The sequence below is a fragment of the Luteibacter sp. TLI7-4A genome (genome assembly GCF_056754745.1).
This window is the reverse complement of record NZ_JBPGWO010000001.1, coordinates 1,232,633-1,257,383: the sequence shown is the minus strand read 5'-3', so window position 1 is coordinate 1,257,383 and position 24,751 is coordinate 1,232,633. Positions and strand designations below refer to the sequence as shown.

The 24,751-nt window shown below is 63.8% G+C and carries 16 protein-coding genes; 7 read left to right on the top strand and 9 right to left on the bottom strand.

The genetic code is table 11. The features are described from left to right. Nucleotides 1-128 precede the first annotated feature (128 nt). Complete coding sequence (locus tag ACR9Y6_RS05570) at nt 129-1,142, bottom strand: LacI family DNA-binding transcriptional regulator (RefSeq protein ID WP_481280388.1); 1,014 nt, start codon at nt 1,140-1,142, stop codon at nt 129-131. 176 nt (nt 1,143-1,318) lie between these two features. On the opposite strand from ACR9Y6_RS05570, the gene ACR9Y6_RS05565 reads away from it, so the two are divergent. Further along, nucleotides 1,319-2,788 (top strand): MFS transporter, encoded by a 1,470-nt coding sequence (locus ACR9Y6_RS05565; RefSeq protein ID WP_481280387.1) that lies wholly within the window; start codon nt 1,319-1,321, stop codon nt 2,786-2,788. A 161-nt stretch (nt 2,789-2,949) separates the two neighbouring features. After that, on the top strand, nt 2,950-5,832 hold the full coding sequence (locus tag ACR9Y6_RS05560) for a beta-galactosidase (RefSeq protein WP_481280386.1): 2,883 nt from the start codon (nt 2,950-2,952) through the stop codon (nt 5,830-5,832). 197 nt (nt 5,833-6,029) lie between these two features. On the opposite strand, the gene ACR9Y6_RS05555 is transcribed toward ACR9Y6_RS05560, so the two are convergent. Together ACR9Y6_RS05555 and ACR9Y6_RS05550 are read right to left on the bottom strand one after the other, a co-directional pair. Further along, complete coding sequence (locus tag ACR9Y6_RS05555) at nt 6,030-8,990, bottom strand: TonB-dependent receptor plug domain-containing protein (RefSeq protein WP_481280385.1); 2,961 nt, start codon at nt 8,988-8,990, stop codon at nt 6,030-6,032. 335 nt (nt 8,991-9,325) lie between these two features. Continuing rightward, nucleotides 9,326-10,324 carry a sialidase family protein gene (locus tag ACR9Y6_RS05550; RefSeq protein ID WP_481282696.1) on the bottom strand — a complete coding sequence of 333 codons (999 nt, stop codon included), beginning with the start codon at nt 10,322-10,324 and terminating at the stop codon, nt 9,326-9,328. 130 nt (nt 10,325-10,454) lie between these two features. On the opposite strand from ACR9Y6_RS05550, the gene ACR9Y6_RS05545 reads away from it, so the two are divergent. Then, nucleotides 10,455-12,245: a peptide-N4-asparagine amidase gene (locus ACR9Y6_RS05545; protein WP_481280384.1), complete on the top strand. Its 1,791-nt coding sequence runs from the start codon at nt 10,455-10,457 to the stop codon at nt 12,243-12,245. A 61-nt stretch (nt 12,246-12,306) separates the two neighbouring features. On the opposite strand, the gene ACR9Y6_RS05540 is transcribed toward ACR9Y6_RS05545, so the two are convergent. Together ACR9Y6_RS05540 and ACR9Y6_RS05535 are read right to left on the bottom strand one after the other, a co-directional pair. Beyond that, a complete protein-coding gene (locus ACR9Y6_RS05540; protein ID WP_481280383.1) occupies nt 12,307-12,885 on the bottom strand; it encodes a helix-turn-helix domain-containing protein in 579 nt (192 codons plus the stop codon). Nucleotides 12,886-12,887: 2 nt separating this feature from the next. Next, a complete protein-coding gene (locus ACR9Y6_RS05535; RefSeq protein ID WP_481280382.1) occupies nt 12,888-13,337 on the bottom strand; it encodes a YybH family protein in 450 nt (149 codons plus the stop codon). Between the two features lie 387 nt (nt 13,338-13,724). On the opposite strand from ACR9Y6_RS05535, the gene ACR9Y6_RS05530 reads away from it, so the two are divergent. After that, entirely contained in the window at nt 13,725-16,034 is a 2,310-nt protein-coding gene (locus ACR9Y6_RS05530) for a TonB-dependent receptor (protein ID WP_481280381.1), read from the top strand. 89 nt (nt 16,035-16,123) lie between these two features. Then, entirely contained in the window at nt 16,124-17,275 is a 1,152-nt protein-coding gene (locus ACR9Y6_RS05525) for an FAD-dependent monooxygenase (RefSeq protein ID WP_481280380.1), read from the top strand. Between the two features lie 23 nt (nt 17,276-17,298). Here the strand turns inward: ACR9Y6_RS05525 and ACR9Y6_RS05520 are convergent, their stop codons facing one another. Then, nucleotides 17,299-17,940 (bottom strand): DsbA family oxidoreductase, encoded by a 642-nt coding sequence (locus tag ACR9Y6_RS05520; protein ID WP_481280379.1) that lies wholly within the window; start codon nt 17,938-17,940, stop codon nt 17,299-17,301. Between the two features lie 70 nt (nt 17,941-18,010). Beyond that, a complete protein-coding gene (locus ACR9Y6_RS05515; protein ID WP_481280378.1) occupies nt 18,011-18,838 on the bottom strand; it encodes an alpha/beta fold hydrolase in 828 nt (275 codons plus the stop codon). A gap of 114 nt (nt 18,839-18,952) precedes the next feature. Here ACR9Y6_RS05515 and ACR9Y6_RS05510 point away from each other — a divergent pair, with 114 nt between their 5' ends. Next, nucleotides 18,953-19,954: an NADP-dependent oxidoreductase gene (locus ACR9Y6_RS05510; RefSeq protein ID WP_481280377.1), complete on the top strand. Its 1,002-nt coding sequence runs from the start codon at nt 18,953-18,955 to the stop codon at nt 19,952-19,954. 15 nt (nt 19,955-19,969) lie between these two features. On the opposite strand, the gene ACR9Y6_RS05505 is transcribed toward ACR9Y6_RS05510, so the two are convergent. After that, entirely contained in the window at nt 19,970-21,649 is a 1,680-nt protein-coding gene (locus ACR9Y6_RS05505) for a DUF3300 domain-containing protein (RefSeq protein WP_481280376.1), read from the bottom strand. A 114-nt stretch (nt 21,650-21,763) separates the two neighbouring features. Between ACR9Y6_RS05505 and ACR9Y6_RS05500 the strand changes: the two genes are divergently transcribed. Further along, nucleotides 21,764-23,788 (top strand): M13 family metallopeptidase, encoded by a 2,025-nt coding sequence (locus ACR9Y6_RS05500; RefSeq protein ID WP_481280375.1) that lies wholly within the window; start codon nt 21,764-21,766, stop codon nt 23,786-23,788. A gap of 33 nt (nt 23,789-23,821) precedes the next feature. On the opposite strand, the gene ACR9Y6_RS05495 is transcribed toward ACR9Y6_RS05500, so the two are convergent. Then, on the bottom strand, nt 23,822-24,748 hold the full coding sequence (locus ACR9Y6_RS05495) for a Dyp-type peroxidase (protein WP_481280374.1): 927 nt from the start codon (nt 24,746-24,748) through the stop codon (nt 23,822-23,824). Nucleotides 24,749-24,751: the final 3 nt, after the last annotated feature.

Here is a 24,751-nt window from a genome sequence, read left to right as displayed (position 1 = left end):
GCAATGGCACGGCAAAGCTCCCTGCTGGCGCACCGGCGGTACGCTTCCGAGCCGCATCCTGGCAGGAATGACAGCGCTGTCAATTTGCGTTGCAGCATGACCCTGTCCCGCTCCGTGGCGTCGGGGGCCTACGGTGCGATGGCGGTGGAGCCGCGAATCTGCAGGGAGAAAGGCAGTTGCACGAGCCGGCCGGTACCGTGACCACGCAACTCGCTCAACAACTGCTCGGCGGCGATCTTCCCCATCTCGCGGCTGGGTTGTTGAACGGTGGTGAGCGCCGGCCACAACTGTCGCGACAGGGGCGTGTCGTCGAATCCACAGACGGACAAGTCGTGCGGCACCTTCAAGCCGTACTCACCCGCCGCCCACATCACGCCGGTGGCCATGTCGTCGTTGGCGGCGAACACCGCCGTCGGCCGCTCGGCCAGTGCGAACAGCTGTCGCGCGGCCTCCACACCCGAGCCGAACGTGAAAGCCCCCTGCACCACCAGGGCCGGGTCCTCGGCCAGGCCAGCGGCGGCCATCGCCTCGCGATAGCCGGCCAACCGCCAACGGCTGGCGCCATGATCGGCGATGCCGACCACGTGGGCGATCCGCCGATGGCCCAGTTCCAGCAGATGCTCCACGATCGCACGCGCGGCGTGCTGTTCGTCCATCGTCACACCCAGGGCTTTGCCCCGCCGCAGCGGCGACACGCTGGCATAGGGCACGTTGCGCTCACGCAGGCGTTTCAGCAGCGGCGCATAGTCGGTGATCGGCGGTGTCAGGACGACGCCGTCGGGGTGATGGTCGGAAATCAACGCATCGAAGCGACGGATGAAATCGCCATCGCGCATGCGCAGTGGCCGTACCATCATGCTGTAGCGATGCGCGTCACAGGCCTCGAGCACCCCGTCCTGGATTTCGGCCAGGTAGGTCGAGGACGGGTTATCGTTGTTGTCGTACAACATCGCCACCAGGAACGATCGATTGCCCGCCAGGCTGCGTGCCGACGGATGCGGACGATAATCCATGGCCTCCATGGCGGCGCGCACGCGTTCCCGCGTGGCGTCGGTGACGTTGGCCTCGTCATTCAGCACGCGCGAGACGGTCTTGGGCGACACGTTCGCCGCGCGCGCCACATCTTCGAGGCGTACCCGCATGGATTCTCCGCTGTCCTCACACTGTCGATCGACTATGCCGCCAGAGCCCTCCGCTTTACAAGGGTGGCCGCGGGCCCCGATGCTGCGACCGCAGCATGCGGGATCGGACGGCCCATGACATAACTGTCGCTGGAGGAGGTACCCATGACCTGGATCAACCACAGCGCAGACCGCCGATGACGGAGAGATCCGCACTGTCGTTCTGGCAGATATGGAACATGTGTTTCGGCTTTCTCGGCCTTCAGTTCGGCCTCGCACTACAGAACGCGAACGTCAGCCGGATATTCCAGACCCTGGGTGCGGACGTGAATGACATTCCCGCCCTATGGATCGCCGCGCCGCTGACCGGGCTGATCGTGCAACCGATCATCGGTCACTACTCCGACCGTACCTGGAACCGCCTGGGCCGGCGCCGGCCGTACTTCCTGGCAGGGGCGGTGTTCGCCTCGCTGGCCCTCCTGTGGATGCCGAACGCGCCGGCGTTGTGGATAGCCGCCGGATTGCTCTGGATCCTGGATGCGTCGATCAACGTGTCGATGGAGCCATTCCGGGCCTTGGTCGGCGACCAGCTGCCCACGCGACAAGGCCCCGCCGGTTTTGCGATGCAGAGCTTCTTCATCGGCGCGGGTGCCGTGATCGCCTCAATCCTGCCCTGGGTACTCGCGCGGGCCGGTGTCGCCAACGTGGCGCCGGATGGCGGCATCCCCGACACGGTGAAGTACGCGTTCTACGTCGGCGGGGCGGTACTGCTGGGTGCCGTGCTCTGGACCATGCTGACCACGCGCGAATACCCACCCGCGCAGCTGCAATCGTTCACCGACACCGTGCCCGAGGGGCCATCGGTGGATGTATCACGCGCTGGGCGGCCGGGCTTGCTACTGCTGCTGGCGGGTATCGCGGTGCTGTTCGCGATCAGGCATTTCGTGCTGGAAAAGGAGGTTTACCTGCTGGCCGGCGGCCTGATCGCGTTTGGCCTCCTGCTCACCTGGCTCAGCCGCAGTCGCAGCCGCGGCATGCTGCGCGAGGTGATGGGCGACCTCTACGGCATGCCCATGTCGATGCGGCGGCTGGCCGGGGTGCAGTTGTTCTCGTGGTTCGCGCTGTTCGCCATGTGGATCTACACCACCGCCGGCGTGACGCAGACGATGTACGCGACCGCCGATACCAGCTCGTACGCCTATAACGAGGGGGCCAACTGGGTTGGTGTGTTGTTCGCCGCGTACAACGGATTCGGCGCGCTGGCCGCCGTGGTCATCCCGCTGATGGTGCGCCGATGGGGCCTGCGCGTCAGCCACGTGGTGAACCTGTGCCTTGGCGGAGTGGGCCTGCTGTCGTTCCTGTACATCCGCGATCCGCGCTGGTTGCTCGCCTCGATGGTGGGTGTCGGCTTCGCCTGGGCCTCGATCTTGTCGCTGCCGTATGCGCTGCTGTCGGACCACCTTCCGACGGCGAAGATGGGCGTCTACATGGGCATCTTCAATTTCTTCATCGTGATTCCGCAGGTGCTCGCCGCCAGCATCCTCGGCTTGCTGCTGCGACTGTGCTTTCACAACCAACCCATCTGGGCGCTCGGCATGGGTGGGGCCAGCTTGCTCATCGCAGGCCTGTGCACGCTGTACGTACCGGAGCCCGAACGCCGGGCTTAGGCACGGGCTGGATATCGCCGATGCGATGCTGTCGGATTCGGCGGCCGTTTAGCCGCCTAACCCGCGCCACGGGCAAATACCTCAAACTTGCATAAGTACCCAAACTCACCCATTCTTCCGCGATGCCGCAAGGCAGGCTGTCGTCGATCGGAGGGGTACGCATGATCTCGTTTCGCTGGGCCGGCCTTGCGCTGGCGGTACTGGCTGCGTCGAGCGCCGTAGCGGCGCCCGCGCATACCGTCACCTATGACCGTTACTCGCTCGTGATCGATGGGAAGCCCACGTACCTCTGGTCGGGCTCGTTCCACTATTGGCGACTGCCCTCCCCCGATTCCTGGCTCGACGTGTTGCAGAAGATGAAGGCGGCGGGCCTCAATGCCGTGGAAATCTACTTCGACTGGGGCTACCACTCGCCCAAGCGCGGCGTCTACGACTTCTCCGGCATCCGCGACGTGGATCGACTGCTCGATATGGCGCGTGACGTCGGCATCTATGTCATCGCGCGCCCGGGCCCGTACATCAACGCGGAAACCGACGCGGGCGGTTTTCCCGGCTGGCTGGTGACCACGGCGGGCAAGCCCCGCTCCGATTCACCCGAATACACCGCCGCGTACCGGGAGTGGATGACGCAGATCAACCGGATCATCGCGCGCCACCAGGTCACCGACGGCCGCGGCAGCGTGCTTCTCTATCAGGTCGAGAACGAACTCTACGACGAGTCCGACGACACCCGTCGCTACATGCAGGATCTCGAGGACAAGGCACGTGCCGACGGCATCACGGTGCCACTCACCGGCAACCACAACAGCAATTTCGTCGAAGGCCTGGGTGCCACCGATATCCCCGGCCAGGACTCCTACCCGTTGGATTTCGACTGCACGCGTCCGGAACGCTGGAACGCCATTTACGACTTCAGCGCGGAGCGTCGGGAACTGACGCACACGCCCCTGTTCTTCCCGGAATACCAGGGCGGCGCCTTCGACGTTTGGGGAGGCCCGGGATACGAGGCCTGCCGTACATTCACCGGTCCGGCATTCGAACGCGTGTTCTACGAGTCGATCATGGCGGCCGGTTCGACGATGCAGAACTTCTACATGACCTACGGCGGCATCAACTGGGGTTGGTTGTCGTCACCGGGCGTGTATACGTCGTACGACTATGGCGCTGCGATTACCGCTAGTCGCCAGCTCACGCCGAAATACGACCAGCAGAAGCTCATCGGCTATATGACGCGTGCCGTCGCTCCATTGGCCCGTACCGATGCGATGGGTGCGTCGGTGCCGGACAACCGGCGCCTGCAGGTCACCGGACGCATCAATCCCGATGATGGCACGCGCTTCTATTTCCTGCGTCATGCCGAGGCCAAGGACACGACCGACGATGCCACGCATCTGAAGATCACTCTGGCCGGCGTGGGCGAAACCACGATTCCGCAGCAGGCCGGCACGGCGATCCATATCGACGGGCGCGACGCCAAGGTCCTGCTCGCCAATTATCGCTTCGGTAGGCAGAGCCTCGCGTACTCCACGTCGGAACTGATGACCCAGCTGCGGCTGGGCGGGCGCGATGTCGCCCTGTTCTATGGCCGTCACGGCGAAGACGGCGAGACGGTGCTGCGTTATCCGGCCGAGCCGAGGATCCGGGTCATCGAAGGCGACATCGCCACGCATTGGGACGCGGCCACGCATTCACTGCGGCTCAATTACCGGCACGATGGCTTGGCGCGGGTGGCGATCGACCAGGGCGATACGTCGCTGCTCCTGCTGATCGGCGACAACGCGGCGGCGACCCGCTTCTGGCAACTGGACACGGCGGATGGTCCGGTGCTGGTTCGCGGTCCCTACCTCGTACGTCATGCCGTTCGCTCGGGCGACAAGGTCGCGCTGACCGGCGATACCGACAAGGCGAGCGAAGTGGAGCTGTTCGGCTTTCCCGACACCCGCGGATTCTCCTGGAATAACGCGCCGGTCGACGCGGTGACGACACCTTCCGCCAGCCTGCTCGCCCACGTCGAGGGCCCCGTACCCGTATCGCTTCCCGGGCTCGATAAGTGGCGCGTCAACGATGGTGCGCCCGAGATCGCGCCATCCTTCAACGACAGCGGATGGCTCGCCACCGAGCGCACCAGTTCGCCCAACCCTTACTGGAACCACCAGTTGCCGATCCTCGACAGCGATGCCTACGGCTTCCACCACGGCAACGTGTGGTATCGCGGGCATTTCCGCGCCACCGGCAAGGAGATCGGCATCCGCCTGTCCGCCAACACAGGGGTACACCTGGGTAACCATGGCATCTTCACCGCCTGGCTCAACGGCCATTTCCTCGGCAACAACCCCAGCGGCGCGCAGCAGTTCGCCATCGATCCGACCTGGCTGAAGAAAGACGGCGACAACGTCATCTCGGTACTGGTCGACAACCACGGCCATCTACAGGAGGAGCACAACGGCGCTTTCCGTGAACCGCGCGGCCTTATCTCGGCAACCTTCGCCGGTGCCCCCACCGATATCCACTGGAAGATCCAGGGCAATGCCGGCGGGGAGGACCTGCCCGATCCCGTGCGCGGCCCGTTCAATGCCGGCGGCTTGTACGGCGAACGCATGGGCTGGCAGTTGCCTGGATTCGCCGATGGAGGATGGAAGACCACCACCTTGCCGCATGGCACCGACAAACCCGGCCTAGACTGGTACCGCACGACCTTCCACCTGGACATGCCCGCTGGGCAGGACGTACCGATCGCGCTGCGTATCCACGACCTCGCCCCACACCACTACCGCGCCATCGTCTTCATCAACGGCTGGCAGATCGGTCGCTATATCAGCGACGTCGGGCCGCAGACCGACTTCGAGCTGCCACCCGGCCTGTTGAATCAGCACGGCGATAACACCATCGCGATCGCCGCCTGGAGCACCGCGCACGACGGCGGCCTCGGCGAGGTATCGCTGGTGATGCAGGGCAATTACCGCACATCGCTAGGACAGCAGCCGGTGAAAGCGCCAGGCTATCGTGAGGTGATGCGGATGCAGAAGGCCGCTCCCCCGAGGTAGGATGCCCTCAGAATGCCTTGGTCACACCCATGTTGAACGGACAAGGAAGGCGATGCGCATGAGATTTCTTTCAGCCTGCGATGCGTAAGGTCCGCTCGGTATATGTCCGCGATCCGGACCTGAACCTGATCGAGATATCGGAGTATCTCTAGATCGATCGTGATTCAAGTCCGGATCGTCTCCCGACAAACCGGCTCTCAATCCAGCTTGTAATCGAACGTAACGAACATCTCCCGGCCGTTGTATTCGCTCGCCGTCTGCCCCGTCGTGACGAACTCGAACCCACCGGCGTAATAAGGAATCGCCCCGACCTTGTTGAAGATGTTCGACACCGTGAACTTCAGGTGGGTCTCCGGATTGATCTGCAAGCCGACCGAGCCGTTCCAGGTGATCCACACCGGCGTCCTGCCCTTGTACGTCGTGTCGGCGACGTTGACCTGGTTACCGTCGAGCGTCACCTGGCAGATGCCGGTGGCGAGCGTCTGGCCACCATTGGGCACCGTGACCATGCCGGGCTGGATGCCGTTTGGCAGCACGTTGCAGCCGTCATAGTTGGGCGCGCGCATGCTTCCTTCGCGTACGCCGGAAATCGACACGTTCCACGGGCCCTTGCTCCAGTCACCGATCCAGGTGACCCTGCTCGCCACGTTCTGGTAACGCGTGTTCTGCAGTTCATCGGATGCCAGCACGCGCTGCTTGTACGACAGGTTGTCGGTGTAGTTGATGCCCGCCCGGAAATCGCCGTGCGTGTCGGTATGGAGCTTGTAATCCAGGGACGCGTCGATACCACCCACGTAGAGCGATGCCTCGTTGATCGGTCCGGACTGCACCGAAACGATCTGGCCGGTGGCGTTACGCTTGACCATCTGGGTCACCATCTGGCAATACGCCGAATCCGGTACGTGCGCCGTATACGGTGAGAGCCCGGAGGTACCATTCGGCTTGACGCCGGTAAGACAACCCGCCTCGTCGTTCAGCACGGTGTTCTGGTCGAGATACTGGATGGCGTTGTCCACGCCCATGTGCCAGTAGTCGGCGGATACGGACAAGCCCTGCACGCCCGGAACCTGCCACACGAAACCGTAAGTCCATGAATGACCGGTCTGCGGCAACAGCAGGCGGCTGCCATTCGTGTACAGCGTGTAGTACTGCGACGTTGGCCGCTGGACCTGGTTGCACCACGTATTGTTGTTCTGCCCGGCCTTGATGGCGTTCACGCATTGCAGGGGATCGATGTAATCACCCACCGGCGAGGTGGAACCGGTCAGGTAGATGGCCTGCATGTCCGGCGCCTTGAAGTTGGTGCCGTAGCTGCCCCGAAGCAGAAGACCGTCGTAAGGGCGCCACTCGATACCCGAACCCCAGGTACGGGCGACATCGGCGCTGCTGGCGTCGTTGTACTTGTCCAGGCGGCCGGAGATGGTCCAGGTCACCGTATTGAGCAAGGGCACGCGGAACTCCGTACCGAGCGAATACCGCTGGCGGGTACCGCCACCGGTGAGATACGCGCCGAACGGATTCTGGAAGGTGTCGGGATCGGCGGCGCGCGGATCGGGCGAGAGCTTGAAGCCGTTGTGCGCCGCTTCCAGCACGGCCGCCCAGCCCACCGACTCGTCCACCCAGGGGAACTTGAACAGGTCGCCATTGAGGCGCAACTGCGCCTGGTCCAGCCACGACGACGAGGTGTTCTCGCCGTTCACCGCGAACTGGCTGTATTGCTGCGGCGTGATGGGATTCCACCATTGCTGCCAGTTCATGGCGTAGATGGGCAAGCCATCGGCCGTGGTGCCCTGCTGCTTGCCGAGGAAGAAGTTGTTCATCGCCTGGGCGTTATAGCCCGTGAAGTCTTCGCGGACGGTGTACTTCTGGCTATTGAGGTTCAGGTCCCAATGAAAGGCGCCGTCGAACACCGTGCCACGCAAGCCGGTCTGCAGGTTCCAGTTCTGCTCGCGATCGTGGGTATTGGCCGACGTGCCGATCTCCTGCGCGGTCAACTGGCGAATGGCCTGGCTGATGACCTGCCCCGTCGTCTGGTCGTAGAACTTGCCGGTACCGAAGACATTCAACTGGGTGTTGGAGATGCCCACCGTCCTGTACAGGGCCGCCGAACCGTAGAGCTGCAAACCGTTCTTGAAGTCGTACTCGCCGGATACGTAACCGTTGTTGCTACGGCTGCCGGGCGTCAGCACCCAGTTCTGGAACAGCGCGGGTTGCGAGCAGTAATAACCGTTGTTCGTCACGCTGGCGATCTGGGTGCCATTGGTGGTGACGGTATGCGACTGGCTCAACTGCGAGTTGGTGAACTTCCCGCAGGTTCCCGCCGGCGGCGTGATGTACTGGCCATTGCCATTCATGGCGGAAAGGGCCACCGCGCCGGCCGCGTCGTACTGGTAGCCGAACATGCGCGATGCCGGACCCCAGGCGCCGTAACCGGCGTCGGACACGGAATCCTGGTACGGACGATCCATGCCCCACAGCGCCGTGCGATTGGACTTCTCCAGGTTATAGACGACATGCCAGTTGCTGCCGGACTTGCCGCCGAAGAAGTTGATGTCCCCATACGCGCGGCCACCGCGCGTGGCGCCGCCACCGGTCACCTGCAAATCGTCACCCTGGTAGTTCTTCTTCAGGATCACGTTCACCACGCCAGCCACCGCGTCCGATCCGTAGATCGACGAGGCACCGGAGGCGAGGATCTCGACATGGTCGATCATGCCGGTGGGGAGGTTGTTGTAGTTCTGGAAGTTGCTCTGTTTGTTCAACGGCTGCGGATAATCGACGATACGATGTCCGTCGATCATCAGCAGGCTGAAGCCCGGACCCAGGCCGCGCAGGTTGACCGAGCGCGCATTGACCGAACTGGAACCCCATGCCGCGGAATCCGATATCTGCTGGCCCACCTGCGGCAACGAATCGAGGAATTCCCACAGCGTGGTGAAGCCCTGTTGTTTGATCTGTTCGCCTGTAATGGTGATCACGGGAGCGGGCCCCTCGATCTCCACGCGCGGGATCATCGAACCGGTGACCGTGACCTCCTTCAGCTCGACGGCCTTATCGGCGTTGCCGGGCGTGGCCGACTGCGCGTAGACATGTGGCGCGACAAGCGCGAGCGCGACGGAACTGGCGATCATTCCGCGCCGCAAACGGATTCTGTTCATGAGTATGTCTCCCCCCACGGGAGCTACGATCTGTTGAGTGTCGTTTTTCTTGTGTTGCGCCAAACCACGAGGCGCGCTGGATAGCGACCCTCCTCGCCACCCCGCCCCTCGCTTCCGTTCATTCGCAAGAAAGTGCACATACGAACTACGTGTTCATATATGTCACAAAGAGCCTTATAAACCGAATTAAGATCGATGCAAGTTGCGCCGCAGCAAATGCCGCGTCACGAACGGGAAACGCGTGTTCGTGGGCGTAAGCAATACGAATTCAGGCTTTCGTCGGGCTTTCCGGCGAGTGGACAGTCAGCCCGGGGCTTGCGACTTCGAGCCGGGCGTCATGGGCCGAGTTTCATGGGGTCGATAACGACATGCCGCATGCGTTTTCGCTCCCAGGTATAGAGAACATGGACGAGGCCATCCTTCGTTTGGATCACCGCGGGATAGGAATACTCGTTGCCCGGCTTGTCTTCGAGCGTGAGTACCCTCTTCCATCGCACGCCATCACCACTGATCGCGATGGCCAGGGTGCCCCGGCCGTCCCACCAGTTCGGGCCGGGACGGCCCGGGTTGTAGACCAGCAGGTAACGGCCGTCCGCGAGCGATACGGCATCGATACCGGCGTTGGGATTGTCGAGATCCAAAAGATACAACGGTAACCAATGGCGCCCTCCGTCCGAGGATCGGGTCTGGAAGAGCTTGCCCTGGCGAGTGCGCCCGATAGCTACCAGGTCGCCTTGCGGTCCGGCCAGCACGCTCGGTTGAATGGCATCGATGCCGTTCGCCGGCACGTCTCCGCTTGTCGACCATGTCTTCCCGTCGTCGCTGGACCGTTCGAAATGAATACGCCAGCCGCCTTCCTCCGTACTCGACGGGCTGACGATCGTCCCGTCGGCCAGTTGGACCGGCTTGTTCTTGATAGGGCCAAGGATGCCCGGCGGCAAGCGGCGCGGCGCAGACCAATGCCCGCCGTCATCGCGGGAGGTCATGAGCATGCCCCACCAATGCGAGGGGTCCGGTCCGACCTTGTAGAAGAGCATGAGCGTGCCGGACGCGGATCGAAACAACACGGGGTTCCATGTCGGCAGGCGCACCCCACCCGCTTGTACGCCATTGGCGACTTCCCGCGGCGGCGACCAGCGTCCCCCGACGTATCGTGCCACCCAGATACCGACGCCCGGATCGCGTTCTTCTTTTCCACCGAACCAGGCCGCGACCAGCCCATGATCGGTTTCCACGATCGTGCCCGCGTGGCTCTGTGGTGTCGGTGCGGGATCGGCGACGAATTCGCTGGTTACCATGGGCGGCGTGTCATCGCTCAACACCGAAAACGGCATGACGAGAAGGAGCGAGAAGAGTGCTTTCGTTGCTGCCATATTCGCATTCGATCTGTCGAAGGGTGAAGTCTACCGTTCTCATGCTACGTTCCCTCCCGCAGGGGACGGTACGTCACGGGAGAACGTGCGCATGGCTTTCATCGATGGGGTGGGCCGCAAGAAATTGCGGTCGGGTTTGCTTGGGTGTATCGCGGCGTGCGCGGCACAGGGGGCGTTCGCGGCAGCGGCACCGGGGTTCGACATAGGTTCCGCGAACGTCGCGGTTGCCGATCCGTCCGTTCCCCGGCCACCGGGCAAGTCCTGCGTGGTCGAGTTGTTCAAGGGTTTCACCTTCACCGATTTCTCGAATCATCCCTATACCTATGCGCCACCGGCGGGCTGCGGCAAGTCGTGGTCGAAGGTGGTGCTCGAAGCGGACTTCTCGGTCACGACCGGACGTCAGTTCGATCGCACCGCTTCGCTCTGGCTGGGGGGCGCCAACATCTACTTCGGCACTACCCAGGAGCCCTCCTCCGCCGTGTCGCCGAGCTGGCACGTCGAACGCGACGTCAGCGACTTCGCCAGCCTGCTAGGCGACCCGCAGACCGGCCAGGCCATTCTGGGCAACGTCGTCAACGAGACGTACACGGGCGTGATCAGTGGCTCCGCCAGGCTGGTCTTTTATCCCGCCAACGTCCTGGCACCGAAGGCCGATGCGCCCGATGCGGTCTACCCACTTTCCGATGGGGCCGATGGCGGCACGGTGACGCTCAACACGGGTGCCGACGTGCTCACTCGCACGTTCACCCTGCCGACCAACATCGAACGAGCCTACCTCGACGTGTTCGCCCAGGGCCAGGGCGGTGACGAGTTCTGGTACTCGTGCGTCCCGAACGAGGTCGCCGACGAGGCGCAGAGTTGTAGCGGCGGTTCGTACCGCGAAGTGCAGGTGTCGATCGACGGACAACCGGCTGGCGTCGCACCGGTGTATCCGTGGATCTTCACCGGCGGCATCGATCCGTACATGTGGCGACCCACGCCCGGCGTGCAGACGCTGAACTTCCTGCCCTACCGCGTCGATATCACCCCGTTCGCCGCATTGCTCAATGACGGCCGGCCGCATGCGCTATCCATTGGCGTGACCGGGGCGAATGGCTACTTTTCCGCGACCGGCAACCTTTTCGTCTATCTCGATCGTGGCCGCAAGGTGTTGAGCGGTGCGGTGACCGTCAACACGCTGAAGGACCAGCCTGCCATCGCCACCGTCGACAACACGCTGACCGACGTCTCCGGCGTGGTCGGCGGTGCGGTCGCCACCCGCGCATCGCGCAGCTTCCGCACCAGTGGTTACGTGGACACATCGCACGGCCGCATCGTCACCGACATCACGCAGACGGTCGCCTTCCGCAACACGCAGACCTTCGCCATCGACGCCACGCGCTACGAGCAAGCCATCGACCAGCTGTCGACGGTCGATAGCACGACAAAGACCCGGCAGGGCCGCTTGGGCCTCGCGGTAACGACGGAAACGCACTACGACTTCCCGCTGCTGGCCAGCTTCAAATACAGCTTCGACGACGCAGGCAACATCGTTTCCGCTCCCAGCACCGTGACCCAGGGCTTCTCGCGGCAGTTCTCCAAGAAACTCGGCAACCTGCTTCTCTACCGCAGCGACGTGGACAACAACATCGATACGGCGGACACGTTGGCCTTCAGTGGTGGCGCGGTGACGGGACACAGCGGACAGCGCAGCACCCAGGTCTTCCGCTTCCAGGACAACCTGGGTAGCTGCTACGGTCGCGACATCGGCACCAGTGCCGGTGTGCTGGCCGCGACGACCGATGGAGGTGGTTGCCCGGGGAACCGGAACCAGCTGCTGTGGTTCACCCATCCGGATGGCTCGCCCGACACGTCACGGACGGAGGACCCGGGCATCTTCTAAGCAAACGCCTTCGTGGAGGCGCCGCCGTTCACACGGCGGCGCCTCATGGGTGAAGCACGACTCAGTCCTTGAATATCGCCGGCGTTCCGACCCAGATCATGCGCACTTCGGACTTGCCCACGTTACGCATGCTATAGGGATGCCTCTGGTCGAAATGCGCGCTGTCACCGGTGTTCAGCACGAACTTCTTCCTGCCCACCGTCATTTCGAGCGTGCCGCTCAGGATGTACCAGAACCCCTCGCCTTCCCGATGGATCGTCGGCGCCGAGAGGCCAGGCGGAACGATCAGCCGAAGCGCCTCCATCTTGCGTTCGGCATGCCGGCCGCTCAAGCGCTCGTAGACCACCGGCGACTCGAGGTCGATCCGGTCGTGATCGCCCGCCCGGCAGACAATCTGCCCCGGCGAGGGGACACCGACGAAGTAGTCGACATCCACGTCCAATGCCTTGGCGATGGCTTCCAGGGATAGCAACGATGGGTGGGCGAGATTCCTCTCGACCTGCGAGAGGAACGGTATGGAAAGCCCCGAGGCGTCGGCAAGGGATTGCAAGGTGAGTCCCAGGCCGCGGCGTCGATCGCGAATCGCGGACCCGATGCTCAGCCCGACGGCCTTGTCCGGCGTCGCCTGTGCGCCCGCCATGGTTACGAGCTGTGGTCGCTACTGATCAGCCAACGCGAGCCGACCTTGTGGAAGAGCAGCGTCGTGAGCCCCGAAACCTCGGCGCCGGTGTCCGGTTTCAGGTGGTAGCGGCCGATGACGAAGGCGTACTGCGTACCCAGCGGCTTGACGTCGATCAGTTCCAGGGTGAGCTTGCCCAGGCTTGCACCCGGCTTCTGGAAGCGCGAGGCATACATCGCTTCGATCGCCTCGTAACCCTCGACCACGCCTCCCGCGCTGACGTAGCGCGTACCCGGGGCACGCTCGTAGCACTCCATGAACGTCTTCAGGTTGCCAGCCGACCATGCCGCCGCGCTGGCGTCGAGCGTCTGCTTGATGGCCTGGGCGGCCGACACGGCGGGCGTTTCAGCCGACACGGCGGCGGTCGCCGCCACTGCGCTCAATGCGCAGAAAAGCACGGACATGGTTTTCATGACACCCCTGGAACATGAGAGAAGTCGCTCTTCCGCCGAGGAAGGCCAGCATAGCGGACGGTATCGGCGGGACCCGTTTAGGCAGCTATCTTGCGGTGCCATCGGATCGTAACGTAAAAGCTTGACGCCATCAAAACTTTTTGATCTCATCGAAACCAGGAAGCGTGCACCGCGGCAAACGCGGTTCAGACGGCTATACATACGGTGCCAGGGGATCGAAGGCGCAGCCGGTCAGGGACATCTGGCATCAACCGAGCAAGGACCGTCGCCCATGGGGTTCACCCGTGGGTTCGACGTCCGGGGGCAACACATACGAACCATAGAACACGCTCTCGTTCGACGAGCGTGCGCGAAGGGTATGCACGTTTTCACAGGCCGGGGAACTCCATGAACCAAGATCTCAAGCGCAGCCTTCTCTATACGGCCCTGCTGTCGGTGGCCCTGACCTCGGGCCTGGCGAATGCGCAGGACGCGACCGTCCCGGCCAGCGAAAAGAAGAAGACACAGGCTTCGGATTCGCCGCAGACGCTCGAAGGCATCACGGTCACCGCCGCCAAGCGCGAACAGGATATCCAGAAGGTGCCCATCAGCATGACGGCACTGACCGGTGAACAACTGGAGCGCCAGGGCGTGACCAGCCTCGTCGACCTCGCGCGCATCGCGCCGTCGTTGACCGTCGCATCCTCGGGCCCCGGCTCGAATAACCTGATCATCCGCGGCATCTCGTCGAGCGCGGGCTCCGCCGCCACGGTCGGCTATTACCTCGACGACGTGCCCATCGCGGCATCGAGCAACGCCGCGCTGCTGTCGACGCGAGGTGTCATCGATCCCTCGGTGTTCGACATCGAGCGCGTCGAAGTGCTGCGCGGCCCGCAAGGCACCATCTACGGCTCCAGCTCCATGGGTGGCACGGTCAAGTACGTGACCAATCAGCCGGACCTGGATTTCGTCGAGGCGCGCGTCAAGACCGATGTCTCGGGCACCTACCATGGCGGCCCCAACGCCAACGTCAACGGCGTGCTCAACGTCCCCCTGCTCAAGGACAAGGTCGCGTTGCGCGTGTCCGCGTACTACCGCCGCGACGACGGCTATATCGACCGCTACCCGATCTCGCCGTCCAACTACCTCGAGGCCGATCCGGACGGCAAGAAGAAGGACAACGTCAACACATACACGACCTATGGCGCGCGCGTGGCGATGCTGATCAAGCCGGACGACACGCTGACGATCACGCCCAGCGTCATCTACCAGCATTCCAAGCTGGGATCGCCGTTCACCTACGACAAGATTCCCGCGACGCTCGACAACCCGTACCAGGTGCGCGACGTCAACGAAACCAACGTGCAGGAATCGACGATCTCGAACATCGCCATCCACAAGCAGTTCGATGCGTTCGAACTGATGTCGTCGAGTTCGTACTTCACACGCAACGTCAATATCCGGGACGACAGCTCCAAGGTCATCAACTACTTCTTCGGCCTGCCCAGCGTCTATCCGACCACGATGTACGGCAGCTACAAGAACAAGGAGTTCACCGAGGAAGTGCGGGCGACCAGCAAGTTCGACGGCCCCGTGCAGGCGATCCTCGGTGCGTTCTATCACGATGTCCGCGCGCCGTTGGCCTCGTCCATTCCGTATCCCGGCGGGTTCAACCAGACATTCGACAACCCCTTCCCCACGTACTCGACGATCTACCAGGGGGCACGTAACGCCACCCTCAAGGAATACGCCGTGTTCGGGGAGTTGTCCTGGAACATCACCGACAAGTTGAAGGCCAGCGCGGGTATTCGCGCGTTCGAGGTCAAGCAGGGCTTTTCGCAAAGTGGCGACGGCCTGCTCAATGGTGGCCCGAGCACCGTGCACAGCAGCTCGAAGGATTACGGCAGCACGCCGAAGTTCACGCTGCAGTACCAGGTCAGTCCCGAGAACATGGTCTATGTCACGGCCTCCGAAGGCTATCGGCCGGGTGGCCCGAACAATCCCGCGCCGGCCGCGTTGTGCGGCTCGGAAGTGGCCGGGCTGGGCCTGAGCCAGTCGCAGTTGAACAAGTACAACCCCGACACGCTGTGGAACTACGAGTTGGGATTCAAGAGCGCGTGGCTGGACCGGCGCCTGCTCATCGACGCATCCGTTTACCACATCGACTGGGACCACGTTCAGCAGCAGATCGTGCTCGGTTGCGGCTACAACATCACCGCCAACTTCGGCAAGGCGGTGAGCCAGGGCGCGGAGCTGGAAATGAAGTTCCTGCCCATCAACGCGGTGACGTTGAGTGCCGGTTTCAGCTACAACGACGCGCACCTGAAGAACGACGTGCCGGGCACCTCGGCGAAGGACGGCGACCGCCTCGTGAACGTGCCGCGCTTCACCGGCTCGCTGGCGGCGGAATATCGCCGTCGCGTCAACGCGCAATACGATGGCTTCATGCGCGCCGACGTCAGCTACGTGGGCGATTCGAACTTCCTGTACGACCGGGAAAGCCCGTTCTACCGCCGCAAGGGTTTCGCCACCACCAACATCCGCGTGGGCGTGGAAGGTCGTAATGGCTTCGATATCTCGTTCTACGCCACCAACCTGTTCGACAAGCGCGGCGAGACCGACCTGCCGGTCGCCATCTCGGCCGACCTGCCGACGACGCGCCGCGTCGCCCTCAACCAGCCGCGGACCATCGGGGTGACCTTGCAGTACCAGTACTGATCTTTCCGCTTGTCCAGCCCCAAAAGGGGTGTGTGCCGTCGCGCATGGTTGGGGCAGAATCGCGAGTCGTCCCCAGCAAGCAGCCTCCCATGGCGTCCAACGATTCGCAGCCGATCGTCATCGTAGGCGGTGGCATCGCCGGCCTGGCCACCTCGCGCGCCCTCAGGCAGCGAGGGGTCGATTCCCTGGTGCTCGAACGGAGTCCGCAAGCGGCCGATGGCGGCCTTGCCATCAATCTTCCCGGCAACGCCATCGCCGCGCTCCGGCGGCTGGGCCTGACGGACGCCATCGAGCGGCTGGGACATCCCGTGCGCAAGCGTGAATATCGTACGGCCAGCGACCGCCTCCTGGCCGCCATCGACGAAGACACCTTCTGGGGCGAAACCATGCGCCCACGCGCCGTGCGCCGTGCGGATCTCATGGCGATGCTGGGCTCCGGGCTCGACGCGTCGGCCATCCGCCTCGGCACCACCCTCACGGCCATTCGGCAGGACACCGACGCCGTGCAGGTGGGCCTGACAGGTGGGGACGTGGTCTCCGGCCGCCTGCTCGTCGGTGCCGATGGCGTCCGTTCCACCGTACGCGAGATGGCGATGGGATCGCAGGGCGTCATGACGGCCCGGCTCGCTTCGGCGAGTTGGCGCTTCATGGCGCCCAATCCCGGTGGCATCGACGGCTGGACGCTATGGACTGGCGAACACGGCATGATCCTCCTGCTTCCCGTCGACGATGCCACGGTCTACGGCTGGGTCTCCGTCAGGTCGACAGGTATTCCCGGCAACGATCATCACCACCTGGGCGAAGCCTTCCGAACGTTCCCGGAGCGCGTACGCAAGGCATTGGACTGGGCCCTGGCGCATCCGGAGGATGTCTACCATTCACCCATCGAGGAAGTGAGACTGACGAGCTGGGCGAAGGATCGGATCGTCCTCGTAGGAGACGCGGCGCACGCCACGGCCCCGGTATGGGCCGAAGGTGCGGCATTGGCGATGGAAGACGCCCTTGCACTCGCCGCCATCGTCGCCGAAAGCGATGACGCGACGAAGATCGGCCCGCGCTTCGAACAAGCCCGGAGGGAGCGGGTGGCCCATGTGCAGGCGATGACGGATCGGCTGTCGAAGGCGGCGCGCCTTCCGCACGCCCTTCGCACCCTGCTCATGCCGTTCATCACGCCGCGCAGCTATCGGGCCACCTACGAGCCACTGAAGCAGTTTCAAGAGAGCCGGGCTGCCAGGGAGTGAACCTGAAATGGAAATGATGCGGGCTACGTGGACATAGCCTCGGCGATCCCGCGCAACTGCCGCTCGAACTCCTCGGGTGGCTGGCCTCCTGAAATCAGGTACTGGTCGTTGACGATCACGGCCGGCACGCCCGTGATTCCACGGCCATGCCAGAGCGCCTCGTCCCGGCGTACCTCGTCGGCGTAGCGGTCGGATTCGAGCACCTCGCGCGCTTCCGCAGGGTCCAGCCCCACACCTTCCGCCGCCGCGATCAGCGCATCGTGGTCGCCGGGATCGGTCTGATCCGTGAAGTAGACACCAAACAATCGCCGGGTAAGCTCGCGTTGCTTTCCATCTTTCGCCGCCCAGGCGATCAGGCGATGCGCATCGAAGGTGTTGTAGATGCGGCTCGCATCCGACGTGTTCATGGTGAAGCCCACCGCCGCCGCACGTGCCTTGATGCGCTCGCGATTCTGGCGAGCCTCGTCGACAGGAATGCGATATTTGGCGACCACGTGTTCCAACGTATTTTCGCCGCCGGGCTGCATGCCGGGATTCAACTCGAACGGATGGAAAACGATCTCCGGCTCGATCACCCCGTGCAGGCGCTCCAACGCGCGGTCGAGGCCACCAAGGCCGATCGCGCACCATGGGCACGCGATATCCGAGACAAAATCGATCTTCATTTTCCGGGGCATGGGAGTAGTGTCTTAAAGGGGCTGCCGCCATCGTACACCTCGAAAGCCGGCCGTCGCCTCAAGCGTCCGTTGGACTGCCCCGAACCCCTCGCAAGAACGCCAACACTTCGCGGTTGAAGACCTCCGGCCGTTGCAGCGGCGCGAAGTGGCCGACCTCCGGCAGGAGGACGAACCTGGCGCCCGGAATGGTCCTTGCCATGTATTCGGCATGCTCGCGTTCGATGAACTCGTCGCGCTCGCCCAGGACGATCCACACCGGCACGGTGACTTCCCGAAGCTGGCCGGCCGCATAGTTCGGCTGGTTGGCCTGCATCGCACCCAGGTCGTCGCGCATCGCCTCGAACCCGCCGACGAGCGGCGACAGCGCCGCATACTCCTTGACGTGATGGCCGTAGATGCGATCGATTGCGGGGGTGGGCTGGAACGGCTTGGTACCGGTGCCGTCGACGTTACAGGCGAAGAAAAACACTCCGGAAGAGCGATCCGGTGTCTCCCGCGATAGGACGAGCGCGGTATCGGCGCCATCGCTCCAACCGACGAAGGCCGCCTTGGTCAGGCCAAGCGCATCCATCACGGCGCGGGTGTCGGAGGCCATGAGTTCGTAACTGTAGGGCCTTGCATCACGGGTCGAACGGCCCTGGCCGCGGCTGTCGATCACGATGGCCTTGTACCCTGCCCCGACCAGCGCTGGAACCTGATAGCCCCAATTACCCGAGTTCCCCAGGCCACCGTGCAACAGGACCACCGGCGGCCCCACGCCGATGCTGGCGTACCAGATGCGGGCGTTCTCGTTGTCGACATATCCGCTCACGGCCTCCGCCGGAAGGGGTGGAACGCCATGCGCCGCGAGATGGAGCAGATCGTCGTCGTGGAAGGGGGTGACCATGGTGGAAGCATAGCCGGAGAGCGGCGCTCGTTGGGCGGGATGATATATGATGAGTATCATAATGATAGTCACCCTATCCCGGGCTGCCTGAAATTCCTCGTCCAAGGGACCGCCATGAAAGCATTCCTCATCGACCGTTACGGCAAGAACGCCTCCCTGAGGCTTGGCGACGCGACGCGCCCCAAACCACGGGATAACGAGGTGGTGATCGAGGTCCATGCCGCTGGCGTGAACCTGCTGGATTCCAAGATCAAGAGCGGCGAGTTCAAGCTGATCCTGCCCTACCAGCTGCCGCTCGTGCTCGGCCATGACGTGGCCGGGATCGTAACCGACGTGGGATCGCGTGTCCGGCAGTTTAAGGTCGGCGACGAAGTCTATTCGCGGCCACCGGATCATCGCATCGGCGCGTTCGCGGAATGCATTGCCGTCAATGAAAGCGATGTCGCCCTCAAGCCCAGGAATACCACCATGGAAGAGGCGGCGTCATTGCCGCTGGTGGGATTGACGGCATGGCAGGCCCTGGTGGAACGCATGCAACTCCAGAAGGGGGCGAAGGTCTTTATCCAGGCAGGTTCGGGCGGTGTCGGCAGCTTCGCCATCCAGTTGGCCAAGCACCTCGGCGCCACGGTCGCCACGACGACGAGCGGCGCCAATATCGACATGGTGAAGAACCTCGGCGCCGACATCGTCATCGACTACAAGAAAGACGACTTCGCAGCGATCCTGCAGGATTACGATGCCGTCCTGCATAGCCAGGGTCCCTCCGAACTCGACAAATCGCTGCGCATCCTCAAGCCGGGCGGCACCCTCGTCTCGATCTCCGGTCCACCCGACCCCGCCTTCGCCCGGGAAACGAGCCTGCCGTGGTTCGTCCAGCTCATCATCCGGCTGTTGAGTGCTGGCGTCAGGAAGAAGGCGGTCCATCGTCGCCTGAACTACTCGTTCCTCTTCATGCGAGCCAACGGCACGCAACTGCGCGAGATAGCCACGCTGGTCGAGGCGGGCGCCATCCGCCCCGTCCTCGATCGCGTCTTCCCTTTCGAGTCGACCAACGAAGCACTGGCTTACGTCGAATCGGGCCGTGCGAAAGGCAAGGTGGTCGTCAAGCTCAAGTGAGGCTTGGTATAAGGCTCACCGGTCGTTTTTCTCGTCTTTCTTCGGCTCGGGACGATGCGGTGGCGGCGTTTCCGGGCGGTGTACCTGGGGGTGCGCCTGCGGTGCCGGTCGCGCTTCCCTGGGCATGTCATGTTCTTCGGGACGCGGGCGCTCGTCGCGTGGCGGATGCTCCTCGAACCGGGGCTGGCGCGCTTCCGCTTCAGGCCGCGCCTGGACATCGCGCGGTTGTGCGACCGGGTGCGGTGGCGTCTCCGGCCTGGGTTGCGACGGCTGCTCTCTCACGGCGCGCTGCATTTCCCCGGCATGTTGCGGTGGTTCGCTCGCCGCCCGCGCCCTCGACATCTCTTGTGGCCTGGCCTCGAACGCGCGGGGTGGCGCGGATGGCGCTTCAGGCTGGGGTTTCCTCTCCGCGGCGGCATGATCGGCGAAGCGCGAGCCGGCATCCGGCCGTGCGGCTATTCCTGCGCCTTCCGGCCGGGGGGCTGCTCCGGCGCCCTCCGGCCGCCCGGGATGCGGCACCGGAACCGGTGCCGCGCTACGGTAACCGGCGCGGGTGAAGTCGGGAACGCTCATCTGCGCGGGATGCACACTGTCATGGCCGTCGAAGCGTCTATTGTCGACGTTGTTGGTGACGTTGTTGGTGACGTTCCGGCCGTCATGGATGTTATTCACCGTCGCGGTCGCGCGGTTGAACGAATCACGATTGTTGACGATGGTGCCGTTATTGATGTTGTTCGTCGTATAGCGGTTCACCACGGTCGTGGAATGCGAGACATACGTCTGGTTGTTGTAGATCACGGCGGGGCGATGCCAGCCACCCCCGTTGTAGCCGCCGCCCTCGTAACCGCCGTGCCAATTCACGCCCCACGAATGCCACCCGCCGTCATGGTGGTCGAGCAAGGCGCCGACCAGGACGCCCACGCCAAAGCTGACCGCGCCCACGGCGACCACGTTGCCGGTGCTATAGGACGAACGGACATAGGTGTATCGGGGATAGACGGCTTCCTCGCCGTACACGACCCCCGGGTCATAGCTGGGCACGTAAACGGTGTCTTCCTGCGCCGGTTCGATCTCGATCACCTGCCGTGGTGACGGGACCACGATCGGATCGTCCTCGCCCTGCCGCACCTCCGTGGTGGTGACGGACTGTGTGGTCACGCGTTGCTGTGGCGATGTACGCAGGCTGCCGCGTTGCGCGGCGCGCTCACGCATCACCTGGATCGCATTGAGCACGTCCGTGGGATCGTTGACGTAGGCCTGGCCGAGCGCGGTCGTCCAATCCACGTTCTTCGCCATCTGCTCCAGCACCGACGGAAAGGCAGTAAGACCTTTCACGCTCGCATCCCATGGCTGTGGCTCCACCGCCGTCTGTAGCAAGGCGCCCTTGAGCTTCGGATTTTGGGTAACGAGGTTGTCGGCGGCGACAATCTGGTCGGGATATGTGGACCCGGCCAGCACCTGGGCCACCAGCTTGTCCGGGAACAGCGCGATAGGTGCCACCAGCTGGTAGAGCTGATCGGCCGTCGGTGGTGTATACGCGGGTGCCTGCGGCGCCTGGGCGATGGTCTCCGCGGGGGCCGGCGCGGTCGACGGTGCCGCGGTCACGCTATCCGGCTGCCGTTGGTTGCACGCGGCCAAGGTGGCGATACAGAGGGTCGCGCTGAGTGTCATGACGGAAAGGCGTTGCTTGCTCAAGGAAATCACTCCATGGTTAGCACCCTGTGTTGCGCCCGATTACGCTGGACCACCCTTTCCTATCGCTTTCGCAGGCGCTCGATAACCATCCAGAGGCTGAACCGGGAGGCCCGCATGACGAAAATCCACGCCGTCGTTTTCGCTACGCTGCTCATGGCCTGCGTGACATCTTCGGTTCATGCGCAGACGCGCGGGCAACCGGAGATCGGGCCGTTCGGCTTCGACATCGCCGGGATGGACCGCACGGTCGCGCCGGGAATGGACTTCTACCGTTATGCCAATGGCGCATGGGCGCACGCCACGCCTATTCCCGCGGACAAATCCAGCTACGGAATGTTCACGCGCCTCGACGACCTCAACCGCGAGCGCGTCAAGGGCATCCTCGAAGCAGCGCGGAAAGATCCGCGCAGCAAGGCCGGCGCCGCCTACGCCGCCTTCCTCGACGAGGCGACCCTCGACGCCAAGGGCCTGGCGCCTGCTCGTCCCTGGCTGGATCGCATCGACGCCATCGCCACGCGTGAAGACTACGCGCGCCTCGCCGCGCGAGCCGCGCGCGAAGGTGTCGCCATACCATTCGACGTCGTCGTCACCCAGGACGACCGCGATCCGGATGCCTACGTACTGAAACTCGGCCAGGCGGGATTGGGTTTGCCCGACCGGGACTATTATCTGCGGCCGGATGCATCGATGGCCCAGGCGCGCCTCGCCTATCGCGACCATGTCGCGCGTCTGCTGGTCCTTTCGGGCGTTGTCGCACAGGACGCCTCGCGCCGCGCAGATGCCCTGCTACGCATGGAAGCCGATATCGCGAAAGTCAGCTGGAACCGTGTGGACAGTCGCGACGCCGGCAAGACGTATAACCGCCGGACGCGCGCGCAGCTTGCGTCCCTTGCCGCAGGCTTCGACATGGATACCTTCCTCGGCGGGATCGGCACTCAGGCGAACGAGCTGGTCGTCGTCCAGCCCAGCGCCGTCACTGGCATCGCAGGCGTGGTCGGTGCAACGCCCCTGCCCGTGCTGAAAGACGCCATGCGCGTCGCGGTCCTCGACGCCTACGGCGATGTCTTGCCACGCGCCTTCTCGGAAGAGCGATTCGCGTTCCACGAACGCCTCCTGAGCGGTGCCGAGCAGCCGGAACCGCGTTGGAAACGCGCCGTGGCCTTCGTCGTGGATTCCGTTCCCGACGAGGTCGGCAAGGCATACGTCGCACGCTATTTCCCCGCGGGCCACAAGGCGGCGGCCGAAGCACTGGTCCGCAACCTGATCGCCGCCATGGACCGGCGCATCGAGGCGCTCGACTGGATGACGCCACAAACCAAGGCCCGCGCTCGCGCGAAGCTCGCGGCATTCCATCCCAAGGTCGGCTATCCCGACCGGTGGCGCGACTACGCCGGCCTGGAGATGCGCGCCGACGATGCCTTCGGCGACCAGCTCAGGGCACGCGCTTTCGCGTTCGACCGCGAGATGAACAAGCTCGGCCACCCCTTCGACCGCGACGAGTGGCGCGTCACGCCCATGACGGTCGACGCCTTCGCCAACTTTTCCGCCGTCGAGATCGTCATCCCCGCCGCGATCCTGCAACCTCCGTTCTTCGATCCCGATGCCGATCCCGCCATCAACTACGGAGGGATCGGCGCATCCATCGCGCATGAGATCACCCATCAGTTCGACGACCAGGGCTCGAAGTACGACGAACACGGGCGCTTGGCCACCTGGTGGACGCCATCGGACCTGAGCGGATTCGAAAAGCGAACGAAGGCCCTCGCGCGCCAGTACGACGCGTACCGGCCACTGCCGGACCTGAACGTCAATGGCGCTCTCACCCTGGGCGAGAACATCGCCGATCTCGGTGGACTGGTGATTGCCTACGACGCCTGGGGGCTCTCGTTGCAGGGGAAGCCCGCGCCCATCCTCGAAGGCTTCAGCGGCGACCAGCGCTTCTTCCTCGGCTGGGCGCAGATATGGCGCCTGAACTACCGCGACGCCGACTTGCGCAAACGCCTCTTGACCAATCCCCACGCGCCGGCGGCGCAACGCGTATGGACATCGCGCAATATCGACGCCTGGTACAAGGCGTTCGATGTAAAGCCAGGCCAGGCCTTATATCTTCCGCCGGAGCAACGGGTCAGGATATGGTGACGTTGCCCGGAAAGAGGACATGACGACGCAGGCCTAGACGCCCGCGAGGAACGTCGCCGACGGTACGAAGAACAAGGTGCCCGTCACTGCCTTGCTCACATCCAGGATGCGGTCGTGGTTGCCGGGCGGATTGCCGATGAACATGTTGACCAGCATCCGTTCGATGCGGGCGGGCGAACGCGCGTAGCCGATGAAATAGGTGCCGAACTCGCCCTTCCCCACTTCGCCGAAAGGCATGTTGTCGCGCACGATCTGCAACTGTTCGCCGTTTTCCTCGATATTGGTCAACACGTTGTGCGCGTAGGACGGCTTGTCGGCCTCCCTGAGTTCCACATCGGAGAGCTTGCGGCGGCCGATGATCTTCTCCTGTTGCTCCACCGGGATCGCATTCCATGCCTTCAGGTCGTGCAGGTATTTCTGCACGATGACGTAGCTTCCGCCGGTGAACGCCGGATCTTCCTCGCCGATCATCGTCGCGGTGGCCGCGTCGTGGCCCACGGGGTTTTCCGTGCCGTCGACGAAACCCAGCAGGTCGCGCTCGTCGAAGTACTTGAAGCCGTGCACCTCGTCTTCCGTGGTCACATGGGCACCGATCCTCGACATCACCTCGCTGGCCAGTTCGAAGCAGAGATCCATATGCGTCGCCCGGATATGGAACAGGAGATCGCCGGGTGTCGATGGTGCGTGGTGCACGCCCTTGAGCTCCCGGAAGGGGTGCAACGACGCGGGGCGGGGCGTGCCGAACAGGCGGTCCCACACCGTCGAGCCAAAGCCCATGACGCAGGAAAGGCGGCGGTCGGGATGGCGAAAACCGATGCCGCGCAGCAGGGAGGCCATGTCGCCGCAGAGTTCGCGCACGGCCTCGTCACCGCGCGGATCGGGGCCCAGCGTCACGACCAGGAAGATCGCCGCGTGGGTGAGCTTCGCGGCGACGGGTTGGGAAACGACGGTATCAGTCACCTG